Origin of the sequence: Kocuria kalidii, assembly GCF_044462225.1 — a bacterium.
Lineage (GTDB): Bacteria > Actinomycetota > Actinomycetes > Actinomycetales > Micrococcaceae > Kocuria > Kocuria kalidii.
Genome location: NZ_JBISWJ010000079.1, coordinates 22935 through 37467, shown reverse-complemented (window position 1 = coordinate 37467; position 14533 = coordinate 22935). Strand labels below are relative to the sequence as shown.

Genomic DNA, 14533 nt, shown 5'->3' with positions numbered 1-14533 from the left:
GACGGCCCCGGGAATGCCCCCGGTCGCGTGAGTTCTCCGGCAATCGATCGCACATCCGAAGAGCACGATTGCGCAATCGATTGCGAGAATCGTTGACCCGGGCCGCCCCACCCCTTAGCCTTCGTGGCACGGATCACATTCGCGGCGGCGCCCGGCCGGAGCCACCCGTCGGGCACCACCGCGGGGACATCGAGCGGTGCGGCGCCGGGAGGAGCCACCGCCCACGGACGTGTCACCGGGAGCATGCGCTGCCGGAGGGCCTCCGGCAGCGGCTCCGGTCCCGGCCGATGCCCGACATCCGCGAGGGAGGACCCCGATGCCGTTCGACGTGGTGGAGACGACACAGCGGGTCGAGGAGCAGATCGACCGGCTCTCCCGGCTGCGCTCCGAGGACCGGCCGGGCTGGACCCGGCAGGTCTTCAGCGAGCCCTACCGGGAGTCCCGCGAGTGGGTCGCCGCGGCCATGCGGGACGCCGGTCTGGAGGTCCACCGGGACGCCGCCGGCAACGTGATCGGCCGGCTGGCCGGCACGAACCCCTCCGCGCCGGCCCTCATGACGGGCTCCCACACGGACACCGTCGACGGCGGAGGCCGCTTCGACGGGACGGTCGGCGTGCTCGGCGCCATCGAGGCCGCCCGCAGCCTCCGCGAGTCCGGCACCCCGCTGAGCCGGGACCTGCTCGTCGTCGACTTCCTCGGCGAGGAGTCCAACGAGTACGGGCTCAGCTGCCTGGGCAGCCGATCCATGGCGCAGGAGATGACCGCCGCCGACCTGGACCGGCGCAGTCCTTCCGGGCGGACGCTGGGGAGCGTGTACGAGGCCTTCGGCCTCGACCCCTCTGCCCTGCTGGACCCCGCCCGCGTCGCCCCGGGGCCGCTGCACGGGTACGTGGAGCTGCACATCGAGCAGGGACCGGCCCTCGAGCAGGAGGGCACCCAGATCGGCGTGGTCACCTCCATCGCCGGGATCGAGCGCTTCGTCGCCCACTTCGCCGGCCGCGAGGACCACGCCGGCACCCGTCGGGTCGCGGACCGGCACGACGCCATGGTCGCCGCCGCCCAGGCCGTCCTGGCCGTGCGCAGCGAGGGCTGCGGCGCCCCCGGTGTCGCCACCACCACGCACGTGCGCAACCGCTCCTCCTCCCCGAACGTGGTGCCCAGCGCGGTGGACCTCTCCGGCGAGCTGCGCAGCATCGACCGGTCGTGGCTCACCGGGGCCAAGCGGCGCCTGGGCGAACAGATCCTCAGCACCTCCCGCGAGTACGGCGTGGACGTGACCTTCGACTGGACCTCGGACAACGAGATCGTCGACGTCCACCCGCGCTCCTACGACCTCGTCGCGGCCACGACCGCGGAGCTGGGCTACTCCTGGCGCCCTGTCCCCAGCGGAGCCACGCACGACGCCGTGCACCTGGCCTCGCTGGCACCGATGGCGATGATCTTCATCCCCTCCCGCGACGGGCGCAGCCACTGCCCGGAGGAGTGGACCGACGCCGCGGACATCGGCCGCGGCGTCCACGTCCTGGCGGAGGCCCTCCGCACCCTCGACACCGCCCGCCGGTGACGGCGCGGCCCGCCCCGACAGCCCAGCCGGCACCGACCCTCGAGCTCCCGTTCCGTCACCCCGTTCAGGAGGGACCCGCATGAGACCCCTGTCCGAGTACGTCAACCTCCCCTTCCTGTGGATCTGCGCCCTCGGCGTGTTCGCCGTGATCATCCTGCAGACCGTCATCTACGTGCGGGCCGCCCGGGCCGTGGGGGCGGACGTGGGCTTCACCAAGGACGACCTCCGCCGCTCCTTCAAGTCGGGCGGCATCGCGGCGATCGGCCCCTCCCTCGCGGTGGTCGTCGTGGCCATCGCGCTGCTGCCGCTGTTCGGCGCCCCCGCCGTGCTCGTGCGCATCGGCCTGGTCGGCTCGGCCGCCACCGAGACCTCCTCGGCCAACCTGGCGTCCGGGACCATGGACGCCGAGCTCGGCGGCGCGGGCTGGTCCCCGGAGGTCTTCTCCGTCGCGTTCCTGGCCATGAGCCTCTCGGGCGGGCTGTGGATGCTGGCCACCCTGATCCTCACGCCCATGCTCAAGCGGGGCGACACGAAGCTCCGGGCCGTGAACCCCGCGCTGATGGCCATCGTGCCCTCGGCGGCGCTGCTGGCGGCGTTCGCGTCCCTGGGCGTCGCCGAGCTGCCCAAGGGCACCGTGCACATCATCACCGTCGCCACGTCGGCGCTGGTGATGGCCGTGTGCCTGGTCCTGACCAGACGCCTGAACGCCCCGTGGCTGCGCGAGTGGGGGCTCGGCTTCTCGATCATCGTCGGGCTGATCGTGGCCTACTTCGCCCACGGCGCGGGCCTGGGCCCCTCCGCCTGACCCCTCTGCGACCTCAGGAGTTCCCATGGCAGCTTCCGCCGGCGCACCCGCCGCCTCCTACGCGGCCTACGACCGCACCACGTCCCGATGGGGCCGGATCACCATGATCATGGGCCTGCTGCTCTCCTGGGCAGGCCCCGCCTACCTGCTGTTCTTCAGCGGCATCGAGATCCCGCTGTCCACGATCGTCACGGCCTTCCTGGCCGTGGCCGCGGTCTTCGCCGTCCTCGCCGTCGTCGAGCCCCTCACCTACTACCCGGTCCTCGGCCCGGCCGCGATGTACCAGGCGTTCATGATCGGCAACATCGCCAACAAGCTGCTGCCCTCGGCGATCGTGGCCCAGGCCGCCATCGACGCCAAGCCCGGCACCCGCCGCTCGGAGCTGGCCGCCGTGATGGCGATCTGCGGCGCCGCCGTGGTGCACATCTTCTCGCTGCTGATCTTCGTCGGCGTCCTCGGCACCTGGCTCGTCAGCGTCGTCCCCGAGTCGATCACCGAGGTCGCCCAGCTCTACATCTTCCCGGCCATCATCGGCGCCGTGATCGTCCAGCTGGCCGCCTACGTCAAGCAGCCGCGCATCACCGTCATCGCGCTCGCCGTCGGCGCGGTCGTCCAGCTGCTGCTCGTGCCCGTCATGGGGCCGATGTTCCGCAACTTCGCGACCGCCGTGGTCGTGCTGCTCACGATGGTGCTGGCCTGGGTGCTGCGCGACCGGAAGACCGTGCACGCCGGCCCCGGGGACGAAGCCCTGCCGTGACACTCCGGCCCTCCCGGACGGGCCACCCCGCAACCCACCCACGAGAGGACGTCATGACCACCACCGTTCCCGAGGTCCCCGCCGCGCTGCGCGAGGACCTGCACGAGCTCTACCGCCACCTGCACCGGACCCCGGAGCTGTCCATGCAGGAGCATGCGACCGCCGAGCTGATCCGCGCCCGCATGGAGGCGCTGGGCTGTGAGTCGTTCCTGTGCGGCGGCACCGGCGTCGTCGCCGTCCTGCGCAACGGCGAGGGCCCCGTCGTCGGCTTCCGCGCCGACACGGACGCCCTGCCCCTGGCCGAGGACACCGGCCTCGACTACGCCTCCACGGCCCGCGGCACCCTGCCCGACGGCACCGAGGTGCCGGTCATGCACGCGTGCGGCCACGACACCCACATCACCAGCGCCATCGGCGCCGCGACCCTGCTCGCCGGCGACCGCGAGGCGTGGTCCGGAACGGTCGTCTTCCTCTTCCAGCCCGGCGAGGAGACCGCCGAGGGCGCCCTCGCCATGCTGGAGGGCGGGCTGTGGGACCGGGCGCCGCGCCCCGAGGTCGTCTACGGTCAGCACGTGTGGCCGGGCCGCGCCGGGCAGGTCGAGATCAGCACCGGCCCCGCCATGGCGATGGCCGACAGCTGGCGAGTCACGGTGCACGGGCGCGGCGGGCACGGCTCCCGCCCCGAGGACACGATCGACCCGGTCGTGCTGGCCGCCCACATGGTGGTGCGCATGCAGAGCATCGTCTCCCGCGAGATCCCGGCCCAGCAGGCCGCCGTCATCACCATCGCCACCTTCCACGCGGGACTGAAGGAGAACATCATCCCCCCGACGGCGGTGTTCACCGTCAACGTCCGCAACCTCGACCCCGAGGTCCGGGAGAAGGTGCTCGCCGCGCTGCGCCGGGTGATCCGCGCCGAGGCCGACGCGTCCGGGGCACCGGCCCCGGAGATCGAGGAGCTCTACACCTTCCCCCTGCTCGTCAACGACCCCGAGGAGACGGCCGCGCTCAAGACGGCGCTCGGAGCCGCCCTGGGCGAGGAGAACGTGCTGGACCGCCCCGCCCAGATGGGCAGCGAGGACTTCGGGCACCTGCCCGACGCCATCGGGGTGCCCGGCGTCTACTGGTTCTTCGGCGGAACGCCCGACGACGTCCTCGCCGGCGACCAGCCGGTGCCGACCAACCACTCGCCCTTCTTCGCCCCGGTCATGGAGCCGACCCTGACCACGGGCGTGACCGCCGCGACCACGGCGATCCTCTCCCGCGTGGGCGTCACCCGATGACCGCCCGCGCGGACACCTCCCTGCTCGAGCTCTCCGCCCGGGAGCTCTCGGCCGCGATCCGGCAGCGCAGCGTGTCCGCGCGGGAGGTCCTCGACGCCCACTTCGCCCGGATCGACGCCGTGAACCCGGCGGTCAACGCCGTGGTCACCCAGGTGCGGGAGGCCGCCGAGCAGGCCGCCGCCCGGGCGGACGAGCTGACCGCCGCCACGCCCGCCGAGGAGCTGCCGCCCCTGCACGGGGTGCCCATGACCCACAAGGACACCCACGCCGTCCGGGGCGTGCGCACCACCCTGGGCTCGCCCCTCTACGCCGACCAGGTGCCCGATCACGACGACCTCGTCGTGGCCCGGTTCCGGTTTGCCGGGGTGATTAGTACCGGGAAGAACAACGTGCCGGAGTTCGCCGCCGGCTCCCACACCTTCAACGAGCTGTTCGGCACCACGCACAACCCGTACGACCGCACCCGCAGCGCCGGCGGATCCAGCGGCGGGGCGGCCGCGGCGATCGCCGCCCGGATCCAGCCGCTGGGCGACGGCTCCGACATGGGCGGGTCGCTGCGCAACCCGGCGGCGTTCTGCAACGTCGTCGGGTTCCGGCCCTCCGCCGGGGTCCTGCCCCTCGCCCCCTCGCCCGACGCCTGGGCGTGGCTCGCCCGCACCGGGCCGATCGCCCGCAGCGTGGACGACGTCGTCCTGGCGATGTCCGTGCTGGCCGGACCCGACCCCCGGGTTCCGCTGGCCTGCCCGGTGGACCGGGCAGCGTTCCGCACCCTGGCCGTCGAGGAGCTGCCGGACCCCGGCGCCCGGCCGCTGGCCGGTGTGCGGATCGGGCTGACCACGGACTTCGGCCTGGGTGTCCCGGTCGAGCAGGAGATCCTCGACGTGCTCACCACCCAAGCACGCGTGTTCGAGCAGCTCGGAGCCGTGGTCGAGGAGGTCGTGCCCGATCTCCGGGACGCAGACGAGGTGTTCGACATGACCCGGGCCTTCGACATGGCCACGGCCCTGCGCGCCACCGTGGCCGAGCACCGGGAGCGGGTGAAGCCCGAGGTCGTGTGGAACGTCGAGAAGGGCCTGGCCCTCACCGCCCCGCAGCTCATGGACGCCGCGCTCGCGCGCACCCGCCTGCACGAGGCGACCCGGGCGTTCTTCGGCGACCACGACCTGCTCCTGTCCCCCACCACTCAGGTCCTGCCGTTCCCGTCCGAGCAGCGGTGGCCGCGCGCCGTGGCCGGGGTGGAGATGCAGACCTACGTGGAGTGGATGCGCTCGGCCACGCTCATCTCGGCCACGGGCTGCCCCGCCGTCTCGGTACCGGGCGGCTTCAGCCCGGGCGGGCTGCCGGTCGGGCTGCAGCTGGTCGCCGGCCACGGCCGGGACGTCGAGCTGCTGCGCGCCGCCCGCGCGTACGACGTCGCGACCCGCCACGCGGACCGGGCGCCCGTGCTCTGAACTGCAGTGGACGCGGTCTTCTGGTGCCAGTTCGCCACGGACCGCGAGAGCTCGTGGGCGGCGCTCGTCGCGAGGTGCGGCCGCTCGGCGCGGACGTGTGGGGCCGCTCCCTGTACGTCGGGGCGCTCGGGATCGGTTTCGCGGCGGTGCACCTGCGCGACCACGAGCGCCGGTGGGGTGGATCCCCGCCGCGACCCTCGCGGTGCTTGCCGCCCGCGAGGCCACCGCACTGGTGAGCGACTTCGACCACTGATGGTCACTGGCCCTCATCCCCGGCGGCAGGTTCCTGATGGGGCGGGTGCTTAAGCGGTGGCGCGCCCCGGGGCCGGTCGAGGGGAATAACGAACGGGCACCGTCAACGAGCTCGCAGCCTGGCGTCTGGGCGGCGGAGGGTGGAACTACCGGGCGGACGCCCCCGAAAGGCTCCAGGACACCCGCGTGGGCCGCACCCTGCTGGCGTTGCGCGACCGTTCCGAAGAGCTGTCCCGCAGCTGTGTCGCGGGCCTCATGGAGTGCGTCCTCGAGCAGTTCCTCGTGCAGGAGGCCGCCACGGACTCACCCCGGTACCGGGAGACGTGGCGGCGGCTGCGCTTCGTCGTGGACCAGGCCCGGGCCTGGGGCACCGCCACGCACGGGAGCCTGCGCGACTACCTGCGCTTGGTCGAGGCGTCCCGGATCGCGGGTAGCCGTTGGGTGACGCGGGTGGCACACGCCGCGCCTTCTCCTCCGGGGAGCCACGACGGGCTTGCGGTCGCGTCGACCTCCCCCGCGGAGATCCCTGCCGACCACGACGCCGCTCCCGCCGCCCCGGGACTCCCGGCCCTCGCCGAGCCCGAGCGGTTCGCACCGCTGGAGATCCCGCCTGCGGAGTCCCGCGGGGCGGTGCTCCACGGCCCGGCGTTCGGAACGGCCCTGCACCGGCTGCTGGAGCTGTGCGACCTCGCGGACCGGGAGTCGCTCGACCGCCACGCGCCCTCGTCGTAGCCGAGCTGCACGGGCTGCCGGACACCGACGCCCTGCTCACCTGCGCCCGGATCGCTCGGGACTCCGCGCCCGTGCGCGCGGCCGCCGCGGGCGAGCAATGGAAAGAGCGGCCGGTCGCCACCGTGGACGAGGACGGCGCGGTGCTCGAGGGCGTCGTGGACCGCTGTACCGGGAGCTGGGCGGGGACTACGTGATCGTGGACTGTAAGACGGACATGGCGCTCTCCCAGGTGAGCCAGGAGGCCGATCGGCAACAGCTGTCCCTATACGCCGGCCAGCTGGAGCGGATCACCGGCGGGCGCGTGCGGGAGCTGGTGCTGGTGTGCTGCCAGCCGACGGTGCGGCAGGTGATGGCGTATGAGCATGCCAGGCGCTGAGCCGGAGCTCGCCGACCTGGGGCTGGTCAGCAACTACAGGCGAAAATGCGGTCCTTCGAATCCAAGCAGAGGTCGGTTTGCTCGGACGAGGCCAGTGAACTCCGGCGGCCATCGCTCCTGGCGGTGGCCCCTTATCAACACTTGGTTAGGAAGGCCCAACCCGGGCCCATCGAGCATCCGCGTGAGTCCCGTCCAATCGTGCATCTATGCGTTACCTTGCCGCTGACCGGCGCTGGCCCAATAGTTTGATAAGTCACGCGATGCACTAACGCACATCGCTCTACCGCGCCGTCCCACGGCAATAGGCCCATATCGGACCGGCGGGCGCTCCAGCAGATACGAGAACTCCCGTGGGTTGATGTCCGATAATTCATGTTATGTAAAGTCAGGACAAACTACCCGACACCCGGTGTCCATGACCGACCGGAAACCGCACAGCGGCACCCTCGGACTTCGGCTGTGCCCGCCCTGCGGACGAACCAAATCAACGTCACCTGATCGTGCGGCAGTCCCGGCTGCTTTCCCTACGCCGCTAATGCACTGTCGAGCACTTCGCCACGCAGTAGCTGGATGTCAACGGCGTCGCCTTCATGAAGTCCATGCTGATGGATCCAGGCACGAGCGCGGAACCTGATCGGGTCGTAGCCCTGCACCACGTCCGAGTGAACAGCCGAGATCCGGACTGAGTGATTACACCCTTCGTAGAAAATAACAGCTACTGGGTTGTTCGCGAGGCCGACCTCACCGTCAATGGTAACAATAGTTCGCCCACGGAAGGTGTCTCCGGGTTTAAGATCCCATACTCTAATAGGGGAAACGATAGCGGTGGAAGACATGACGATTTCCTACACAGTAATGTAAAACGCTGAAGGCTGGTATCCGTGCTTGCGAAAAATCAGTCACAGACCGTCGCGGAGATAAATTATCGTGGCGACTTTTGAATGGTCACCCGAGTCGGATTGTGTCCTGACTACCGTATTTTTTGTATGCACATACAGGATGGCAGAGGCAGGCCTCCGTCGGCATCCTGCAACGAGTTGATTCGAGGCGTACACCTACGGTTGTATCAAGCGTGATCTAAGGACTGTACTCAAGTGCTCAAAGACGGTCGCCGGGCTTGACTAGCCCGCTCTGAAAGGCGGCCGTCACTGCCTGCGCCCGGTCGCTGATCCCCAGCTTCAAAAAAATTCGGTGGACGTGAGTCTTAACTGTGGCGTCGCTGACGAACAAGTGGCGGGAAATTTCTGCGTTGGTCAGTCCGTGTGCCACGGCTACCAGCACCTCCCGTTCCCGCCGTGTCAGTTGTTGCAGTCGCTCGGGCGCTGGCACTGAGGGGTCGGTGCGATGAGCAAACTCTGACAGGAGCGCCCTGGTCACGCTTGGATCCAGCCATCCAGACCCGTGGGCGAGTGCGCGCACCGCTTCTCCAAGTACCTTCGGCGCTGAGCTTTTAAGGATGAAGCCCGAGGCCCCCGCTCGTAGGGCGGCATGGACGGCGCTGTCTTCGTCAAACGTGGTCAAGACCAGGACGGTGAGTACGTTGGGAACCGTGTCGAGGAACTGGTCTGAAGTCAGTATGCGAGTAGCTGCTACGCCGTCCATGCCTGGCATTCGAATGTCCATGACCACCACATCAGGATGCAATCGGGTCGCCGCCTCGATTGCTGATTCGCCGTCGGAGGCCTCTCCTGCTACCACGACGCCAGGCTCGCTTTCCATCAGCATGACGAGGCCGCTGCGGACCATCTCCTCATCGTCCACTAGCAATACTCGGATGGGCTTAGCATCGTCGGCCGGCACCTCAGATCCGTCCTTCAAGAATTCGGAGGACGAGAGGGGCTCGACGAGGAGGTGTGGCGGAATCACTTCCTGTGGCTACAGGAAGCCAGGCGGAAACGCGGTAGCCGCCATCTGATGCCGGTTCGGCCGTCACCGTGCCACCCACTGCCTTGGCTCGCTCTTGCATGCCACGGATCCCGTTGCCCGTCGAAAATCGTGAGGGTTCGTCATGCCTTGCGATGGCGCTTCCACGCGTATGGATACACAACTCCACCGCGTCGGCTTTCCAATTCACGATAAGCCGGACTGGCTCACGTGCGTCGGCGTACTTCACAGCGTTGGTCAGTGCCTCCTGGACGATCCGGTATGCAGACGTGTCCGTAGCAGGATCCAGGGGCAGCCGTCGTCCCGTCGAAGACAACACAACTTCCCGACCGGCCGATCGCAATTGGTCGATCAGCACATCGATGTCGTCAAGTCGCACAGGTACGTGGTCCTCGCTCCCTGCATTGGCTGAGACTGGAGCCAGGTACCCCAACATGCGGCGCAACTCCGTAATGGCCTGCTCACCCAGGTCACCGACTTGATGCAGTGCTGTCCGCGCCCGGTCTGGGTTCCTGTCCAGCATGCGTTCTGCTCCTGCAGCCTGAAGCACCATAAGACTTACCGCATGCGCCACAACGTCATGCAGCTCACGCGCAATCCGGCGTCGCTCCTCTGCCTCGGCCCGCGCCGCTGCGAGCCGTGCCACAAGCGCGCGTTGCTCGACGCTCCACCTCGTCCATCGCCCTACCCCGTATGCGATGAGATTGGCTAAAAGCAAAAATAACGAAACGGAGACCAGGATGATAGGGCGGTCTGAGGGATCACTCGTATCTCGGAGGGTCTCGGCAACATTAAATCCGGCCGGAACAACAGCCAAAAAAAGGGCAATTAGCGCACTTTCACGTCTGCAGTGCGCCGCCGCAGCGAACAAACCCAGCCAGAGGCAAAAAATCGGGTGAAACCCAGGAGCCAGCACAGAGATCACTGTGCTGGTCACGACAAGCCAGCAAAATACAGCCAATGGATGCTGGCGCCGCCAGAACAAGGGAAAGTATAGGAAAGTCAAAGACAGAATAAGAATTAATGAGTGCACGGGACCGCGGTCGTGCATTCTTATTCCGAGAATCAGCAGCTCAACTCCCCACAACAAAGGAAGGCCGACCAAGTCTTGGCGCAGTGCCGACCAGACGCTTAAAGACCCTGTCGCGGTTGGGGCGGTCACCGGCAGCCCCTCAACCCCAGCCACTCACACACTATCGATCGAGGAGCGGAGGCGAGAGACGATTCCTCTCCGGCGCAACAATCTTCAAAATCCGGGTGACGACACTGGTTCTCATAATCTACGGTCGATGCCAGCAAATTTTTAATTTTTGCGGAGGTGCCGCAATTCGGGGGTCCCCCAACGGCGTCCGCTATGGCGCGCAATTGTTCCTCGCCATTGAGGGGTCGGCTCAAAATTTCCTCCAGCGGCGGCGCTAGTACAGGAAAGTTAACGGAACGGGTAAGCCTGAGACCTGTGAACTGCAGGTCGGGTCTCTTCTGGACACCGCGAAGCTCAATCTTGGAAATTTTGGCCCGCTCCACCTGGTGTGGTTGAAACAGACCCACTGATGACAGCAGCACCTCGGGGCTGACCTCACCGGTCAGCCAATCCGGTGGCCCTGCGACGATGACGTAATCGTCATAAACAAGTCGGGCCCAAGCCAGATGCCCGCTGGCGGCGTCCGTAGCACGGGCATCCTGAACTGAAACCAGCGGCTGCGGCTCAATCTCACGGTTCGACATGACGGCCCCCTCGTTGGATGTGGCTTGATTCTGCGCGTCTGCGCATGTCAAGTCCATATCGGGAGCAAAATGGACGAGGGCGTGCCTTCGGAGCGAGTCTGACCTCCTGGACGTGCAGTGCCCTCGCCGACGCGTCGGCGAGGGCACTGCACATTACGATCCCTTACACCTGGTACCAGAGGTTGTAGTCGTTGAGCCAGTTACCCATGCACCGGTAAGCCTTCCACTCACCGGAATCGATTTTTTCGTTGCCGATCTTGTTGCACTCTGCACCCCAGAAGTAACTATCGTAGTAATGCCAGCCGTTTCCCTTCGGTGCAGCCTGAAAGACAGTGGCGACAGTCTGACCCGCGTTCTCGGTCGCAGGAGCGCCCGTGCTGGCACTGGCCGGTGCGAATCCGGCGAAGGCACCCGCGGTCAGTGCGGCAGCGGCGAGTCCCGTGGTGGCCGCTTTGCGAGCAATGCTTACGTTCATGTCAAATCCCCTTTTAGGAATGAATCTATGAGGTAGATAGCAATTACGTTGCCGCATTAGCCTAATCGCTTGTATCGGAAAGGCTTTGAGCGGCTATGACTAGATTCGCAGGCAACCATGTCACTCGCATCGACTCGTAGATCGATTTAGGACGTACAACACCGGGATGACATCCAAGTCTTCGGTACACCTGGTACGGCTCAGTCGAGCTGGCGAGGTCGCTGGAGCTAGGCCGCTGGAGCGCTAGGCCGCTTAAGGCAACACTCATGTCAGGGACTGCCGCACGAACAGGTGACATCTTGACCTGACCTACGGTTTGGTTTCCAGTTGTCATCGCTAGCTGTAGGAAGCCATGACGTTATTGGCTCGGGCCGGGACTCGTGAGGCCGGGGGCTGATCGCTGCAGGCGGTATGGGGCCGATGGTAGTTGAAGTGATTCACCCACACTCCGATCGCGTCCCGGCGGGCCTGCTCACTGGCGTAGGGGCGGACGTAGAGGACCTCGTCGGCGAGCAGGCGGTTGTATCGCTCCACCTTGCCGTTGTGCCGGGGCGTGTAGGGGCGGATGCGCTGGTGCCGGCCGGCCAGGGCTTCCACGCAGCGGGTGAAGTCCTTGGCCCGGTAGTTGGCGCCGTTGTCGGTCACGACCCGGTGCAGCCGCGTGATGCCGTGGGCGGCGAAGAACGCGCGCGCCCGGTAGAAGAACCCGATCGTCGTCACCGCTCGCTCGTCCTCGAGGGCCTCGGTGTAGGCCAGCCGGGAGAACCCGTCCACGGCCGAGTGCAGGTAGGTGTAGCCGACCCTGGCCCCGGGCCCGCGTTTGGCCGCCTTCGCGGCGGTGGATCCGCGGCCGTGGGCCCGCCAGCCGCCGCCGTCGGGGATCCGCCCGACCTTCTTCACGTCCAGGTGGACCATGTGCCCGGGCCAGGCGGCCCGGATCCGCCGGGGTGGGCGCCGCAGATCCTCCCCGCCCGGAGTCAGGTCGCGCAGCCGCGAGATCCCCAGCCGGTGCAGCCAGCGGCCCACCGTGCGCAGGTGCAGCTCGTACCCGAGATCCAGCAGGTGCCGGTGGATCCGCCTGGCCGACCACTTCCGTTCCCGCCGGAGGGACTCGATGAGTTCCACGACCGCTGCCGGGGTGCAGGTACGGCTGGTGTGTGGGGCCGAGGACCGATCGACCAGCCCCGCCTCACCGGCGGCGAGGTAGCGGGCCACCCAGGTCGCCACCGTGGGCCTCGATACCCGAAACTCGGCGGCCACGTGGGCTTTGGGGACTCCGTCGTCGAGGTGGCGGCGGACCATGCGCAGCCGGCCGGTCGGGGTCAGGGGTGCGTTAATGTGGGGCATGAACGGGCTCTCTCGTGCGGACGGACGGTGTAGGAACTTCCATCCTGGGCGAGGAGCCCGTTCCTCATCTCATCGACGCATCCGCGCCAAGAACCTCATGCCCCGCAACACCTAGGCGCTGATCCTCGCGGGCGTGGGCACGGTCGAGGCCTGCCGACTGGTCGGGATCGGGCGCAAGACCGGATACCGGTGGCGGGCAGAGCTCGGCGGGTTGGCTCCCGCCAGGACATTCGAGGCACAGCAGGCGGAGCGGTACCTGTCGTTGCTGGAACGTGAGCGGATCGGTGTGCTGCGCCGACAGGGCCTGTCGATGCGGGAGATCGCGACCCGTTTGGGGCGGGCCCCCTCGACGATCTCCCGGGAACTGCGGCGCAACACCGCCGAGCACGACCATGGGATCTACGACCAGGTGCTCGCACATGCCCATGCCCGCACGGCCGCGAGACGGAAGCGTCCAGGCGTGCTGGCATCCGATGAAGAGCTGCGCCGGCTCGTCCAGGGCAAGCTCGAGCTGGACTGGTCGCCGCAGCAGATCGCCGTGTGGCTGCGGATGGAGTACCCGCAGCGCCTGGAATGGCACGTGTGCCACGAGACGATCTATCAAACGCTTTACCACGGAGCCCGCCGCGGGCTGCACCGGCGATTGACCGCCAGATTGTGCACAGGACGGTCGATGCGCCGGCGACGACGGCGCCCCGACCAGCGCCTCCCGCGATTCGTTGCCCCGGGGCAGCTGATCGACCAGCGCCCGGCCGTGGTCAAGGAGCGGGTGCGGATCGGCGATTGGGAAGGCGACCTCATCGTGGGTAAGAAGGGACGCTCGGCGATCGGTACTTTGGTGGACCGCACCAGCCGCTACGTTCGGCTCGTGCACCTGCCCCACGGCCACGCGGCTCAGGCACTGACCGATGCTCTGGAGTCGCTGGTGGAGGGTTTGCCGCTACCGGCGCGCCGGACGTTGGCCTGGGGATCAGGGCTCGGAGATGGCTCGTCATGACCTGATGGCCGCCTGGTTCAGCGACGGCGTCTACTTCGCCGAGCCAGCCAGCCCGTGGATGCGAGGGTCGAACGAGAACATGAATGGGTTGCTGCGGCAGTACTTACCGAAGGGCACGGACTTGGGCGTGCACACCGCCGAGGACCTCGGCCGTGTCGAGGAGCTGCTCAAAAGCCGTCCCCGCAAAGTCCTCGACTGGGCGACACCCACCACCGTGTTCACCGAGAAGATGTCATGCTGAAACTACGTCGGTGTTGCGACGAGCAGTTGAATCCGCCCACCCGCGACTACATCGCCCGACGCACCCAGGAAGGCAAAACCGGCCGGGAGATCCGCCGCTGCCTCAAGAGGACCATCGCCCGACAGCTCTATCGTAGGATCCGCGCCCTCATGCCTTGACCAAACCCATAGAAGGGTCCGATTAGCTTCCCCATGCCTACCCCATCTGTCTCGCAACACACGTTGAGTATCCAATTCTAGGGGTATGGATAAAGCACCAGGATGCGAGACGCACAAAACCGCGGAATCATGCGGGCGCAAATTTTCCCGACGAGACGTCTCGCATCCCATAGGTTGAGTGAAATACATCCGTGGTTAAAGGTTCCCCAAAAATCTCTGACCCTGCTCGGTTCACATAACTGGCTCTTCAGGATCCAGGGTGTAGTCGGGGCTTGAACCCGCCGGTCACGAGCAATGTTCTGGCGATGTAGTTGGTGTAGTTGGTGAGGGCGGAACCCCAGGGCGGAGCTGCGCAGGTGCTCGAGCCGGCCGTTGAGCGCTTCTGTGGGCTCGTTGCTGGTGCCGGGCCGGTCGAAGTAGGCCAGGACGTCGTCCGCGCACCTCACGACAACCGCGTACCGCAATTGATACAGGGCAGGCGCCCCC

13 protein-coding genes and 2 pseudogenes are annotated in these 14533 nt (G+C 67.5%); 8 read left to right on the top strand and 7 right to left on the bottom strand.

The window, feature by feature from the left end; genetic code table 11:
• Window positions 1-316: 316 nt before the first annotated feature.
• The 7 genes from ACH9D3_RS12185 (at window position 317) to ACH9D3_RS12155 (ending at window position 7220) form a co-directional block, all read left to right on the top strand.
• Entirely contained in the window at window positions 317-1564 is a 1248-nt protein-coding gene (locus ACH9D3_RS12185; protein ID WP_396411130.1) for a hydantoinase/carbamoylase family amidase, read from the top strand.
• Between the two features lie 79 nt (window positions 1565-1643).
• Window positions 1644-2369 carry a DUF5058 family protein gene (locus ACH9D3_RS12180; RefSeq protein WP_396411129.1) on the top strand — a complete coding sequence of 242 codons (726 nt, stop codon included), beginning with the start codon at window positions 1644-1646 and terminating at the stop codon, window positions 2367-2369.
• A 25-nt stretch (window positions 2370-2394) separates the two neighbouring features.
• Window positions 2395-3126 (top strand): hypothetical protein, encoded by a 732-nt coding sequence (locus tag ACH9D3_RS12175; RefSeq protein ID WP_396411128.1) that lies wholly within the window; start codon window positions 2395-2397, stop codon window positions 3124-3126.
• Between the two features lie 53 nt (window positions 3127-3179).
• Window positions 3180-4409 (top strand): amidohydrolase, encoded by a 1230-nt coding sequence (locus ACH9D3_RS12170; protein ID WP_396411127.1) that lies wholly within the window; start codon window positions 3180-3182, stop codon window positions 4407-4409.
• A complete protein-coding gene (locus ACH9D3_RS12165) occupies window positions 4406-5860 on the top strand; it encodes an amidase (protein ID WP_396411126.1) in 1455 nt (484 codons plus the stop codon). The genes ACH9D3_RS12170 and ACH9D3_RS12165 overlap by 4 nt, the downstream gene beginning before the upstream one ends.
• A 438-nt stretch (window positions 5861-6298) precedes the next feature.
• Window positions 6299-6844 carry a hypothetical protein gene (locus ACH9D3_RS12160; RefSeq protein WP_396411125.1) on the top strand — a complete coding sequence of 182 codons (546 nt, stop codon included), beginning with the start codon at window positions 6299-6301 and terminating at the stop codon, window positions 6842-6844.
• A 196-nt stretch (window positions 6845-7040) separates the two neighbouring features.
• Window positions 7041-7220: a hypothetical protein gene (locus ACH9D3_RS12155; protein WP_396411124.1), complete on the top strand. Its 180-nt coding sequence runs from the start codon at window positions 7041-7043 to the stop codon at window positions 7218-7220.
• 524 nt (window positions 7221-7744) lie between these two features.
• On the opposite strand, the gene ACH9D3_RS12150 is transcribed toward ACH9D3_RS12155, so the two are convergent.
• From ACH9D3_RS12150 to ACH9D3_RS12125, 6 genes are all read right to left on the bottom strand, one after another.
• Window positions 7745-8056, bottom strand: coding sequence for a hypothetical protein (locus tag ACH9D3_RS12150; RefSeq protein WP_396411123.1), 312 nt, complete (start codon window positions 8054-8056; stop codon window positions 7745-7747).
• 262 nt (window positions 8057-8318) lie between these two features.
• Window positions 8319-9020, bottom strand: coding sequence for a response regulator (locus tag ACH9D3_RS12145; RefSeq protein ID WP_396411122.1), 702 nt, complete (start codon window positions 9018-9020; stop codon window positions 8319-8321).
• Window position 9021: 1 nt separating this feature from the next.
• A complete protein-coding gene (locus tag ACH9D3_RS12140; protein WP_396411121.1) occupies window positions 9022-10290 on the bottom strand; it encodes a histidine kinase in 1269 nt (422 codons plus the stop codon).
• The gene (locus ACH9D3_RS12135) at window positions 10263-10829 is read right to left on the bottom strand and encodes a hypothetical protein (RefSeq protein ID WP_396411120.1); all 567 of its coding nucleotides are present in this window, start codon (window positions 10827-10829) and stop codon (window positions 10263-10265) included. The genes ACH9D3_RS12140 and ACH9D3_RS12135 overlap by 28 nt, the downstream gene beginning before the upstream one ends.
• Window positions 10830-10992: 163 nt before the next feature.
• A complete protein-coding gene (locus ACH9D3_RS12130) occupies window positions 10993-11304 on the bottom strand; it encodes a hypothetical protein (protein WP_396411119.1) in 312 nt (103 codons plus the stop codon).
• Between the two features lie 336 nt (window positions 11305-11640).
• The gene (locus tag ACH9D3_RS12125) at window positions 11641-12651 is read right to left on the bottom strand and encodes an IS481 family transposase (protein WP_396411118.1); all 1011 of its coding nucleotides are present in this window, start codon (window positions 12649-12651) and stop codon (window positions 11641-11643) included.
• Window positions 12652-12769: 118 nt separating this feature from the next.
• Between ACH9D3_RS12125 and ACH9D3_RS12120 the strand changes: the two are divergent.
• A pseudogene (locus ACH9D3_RS12120) lies at window positions 12770-13889 on the top strand (IS30 family transposase).
• Window positions 13890-14294: 405 nt separating this feature from the next.
• On the opposite strand, the pseudogene ACH9D3_RS12110 reads toward ACH9D3_RS12120, so the two are convergent.
• A pseudogene (locus ACH9D3_RS12110) lies at window positions 14295-14484 on the bottom strand (transposase); the annotation flags it as partial.
• Between the last annotated feature and the right edge of the window lie 49 nt (window positions 14485-14533).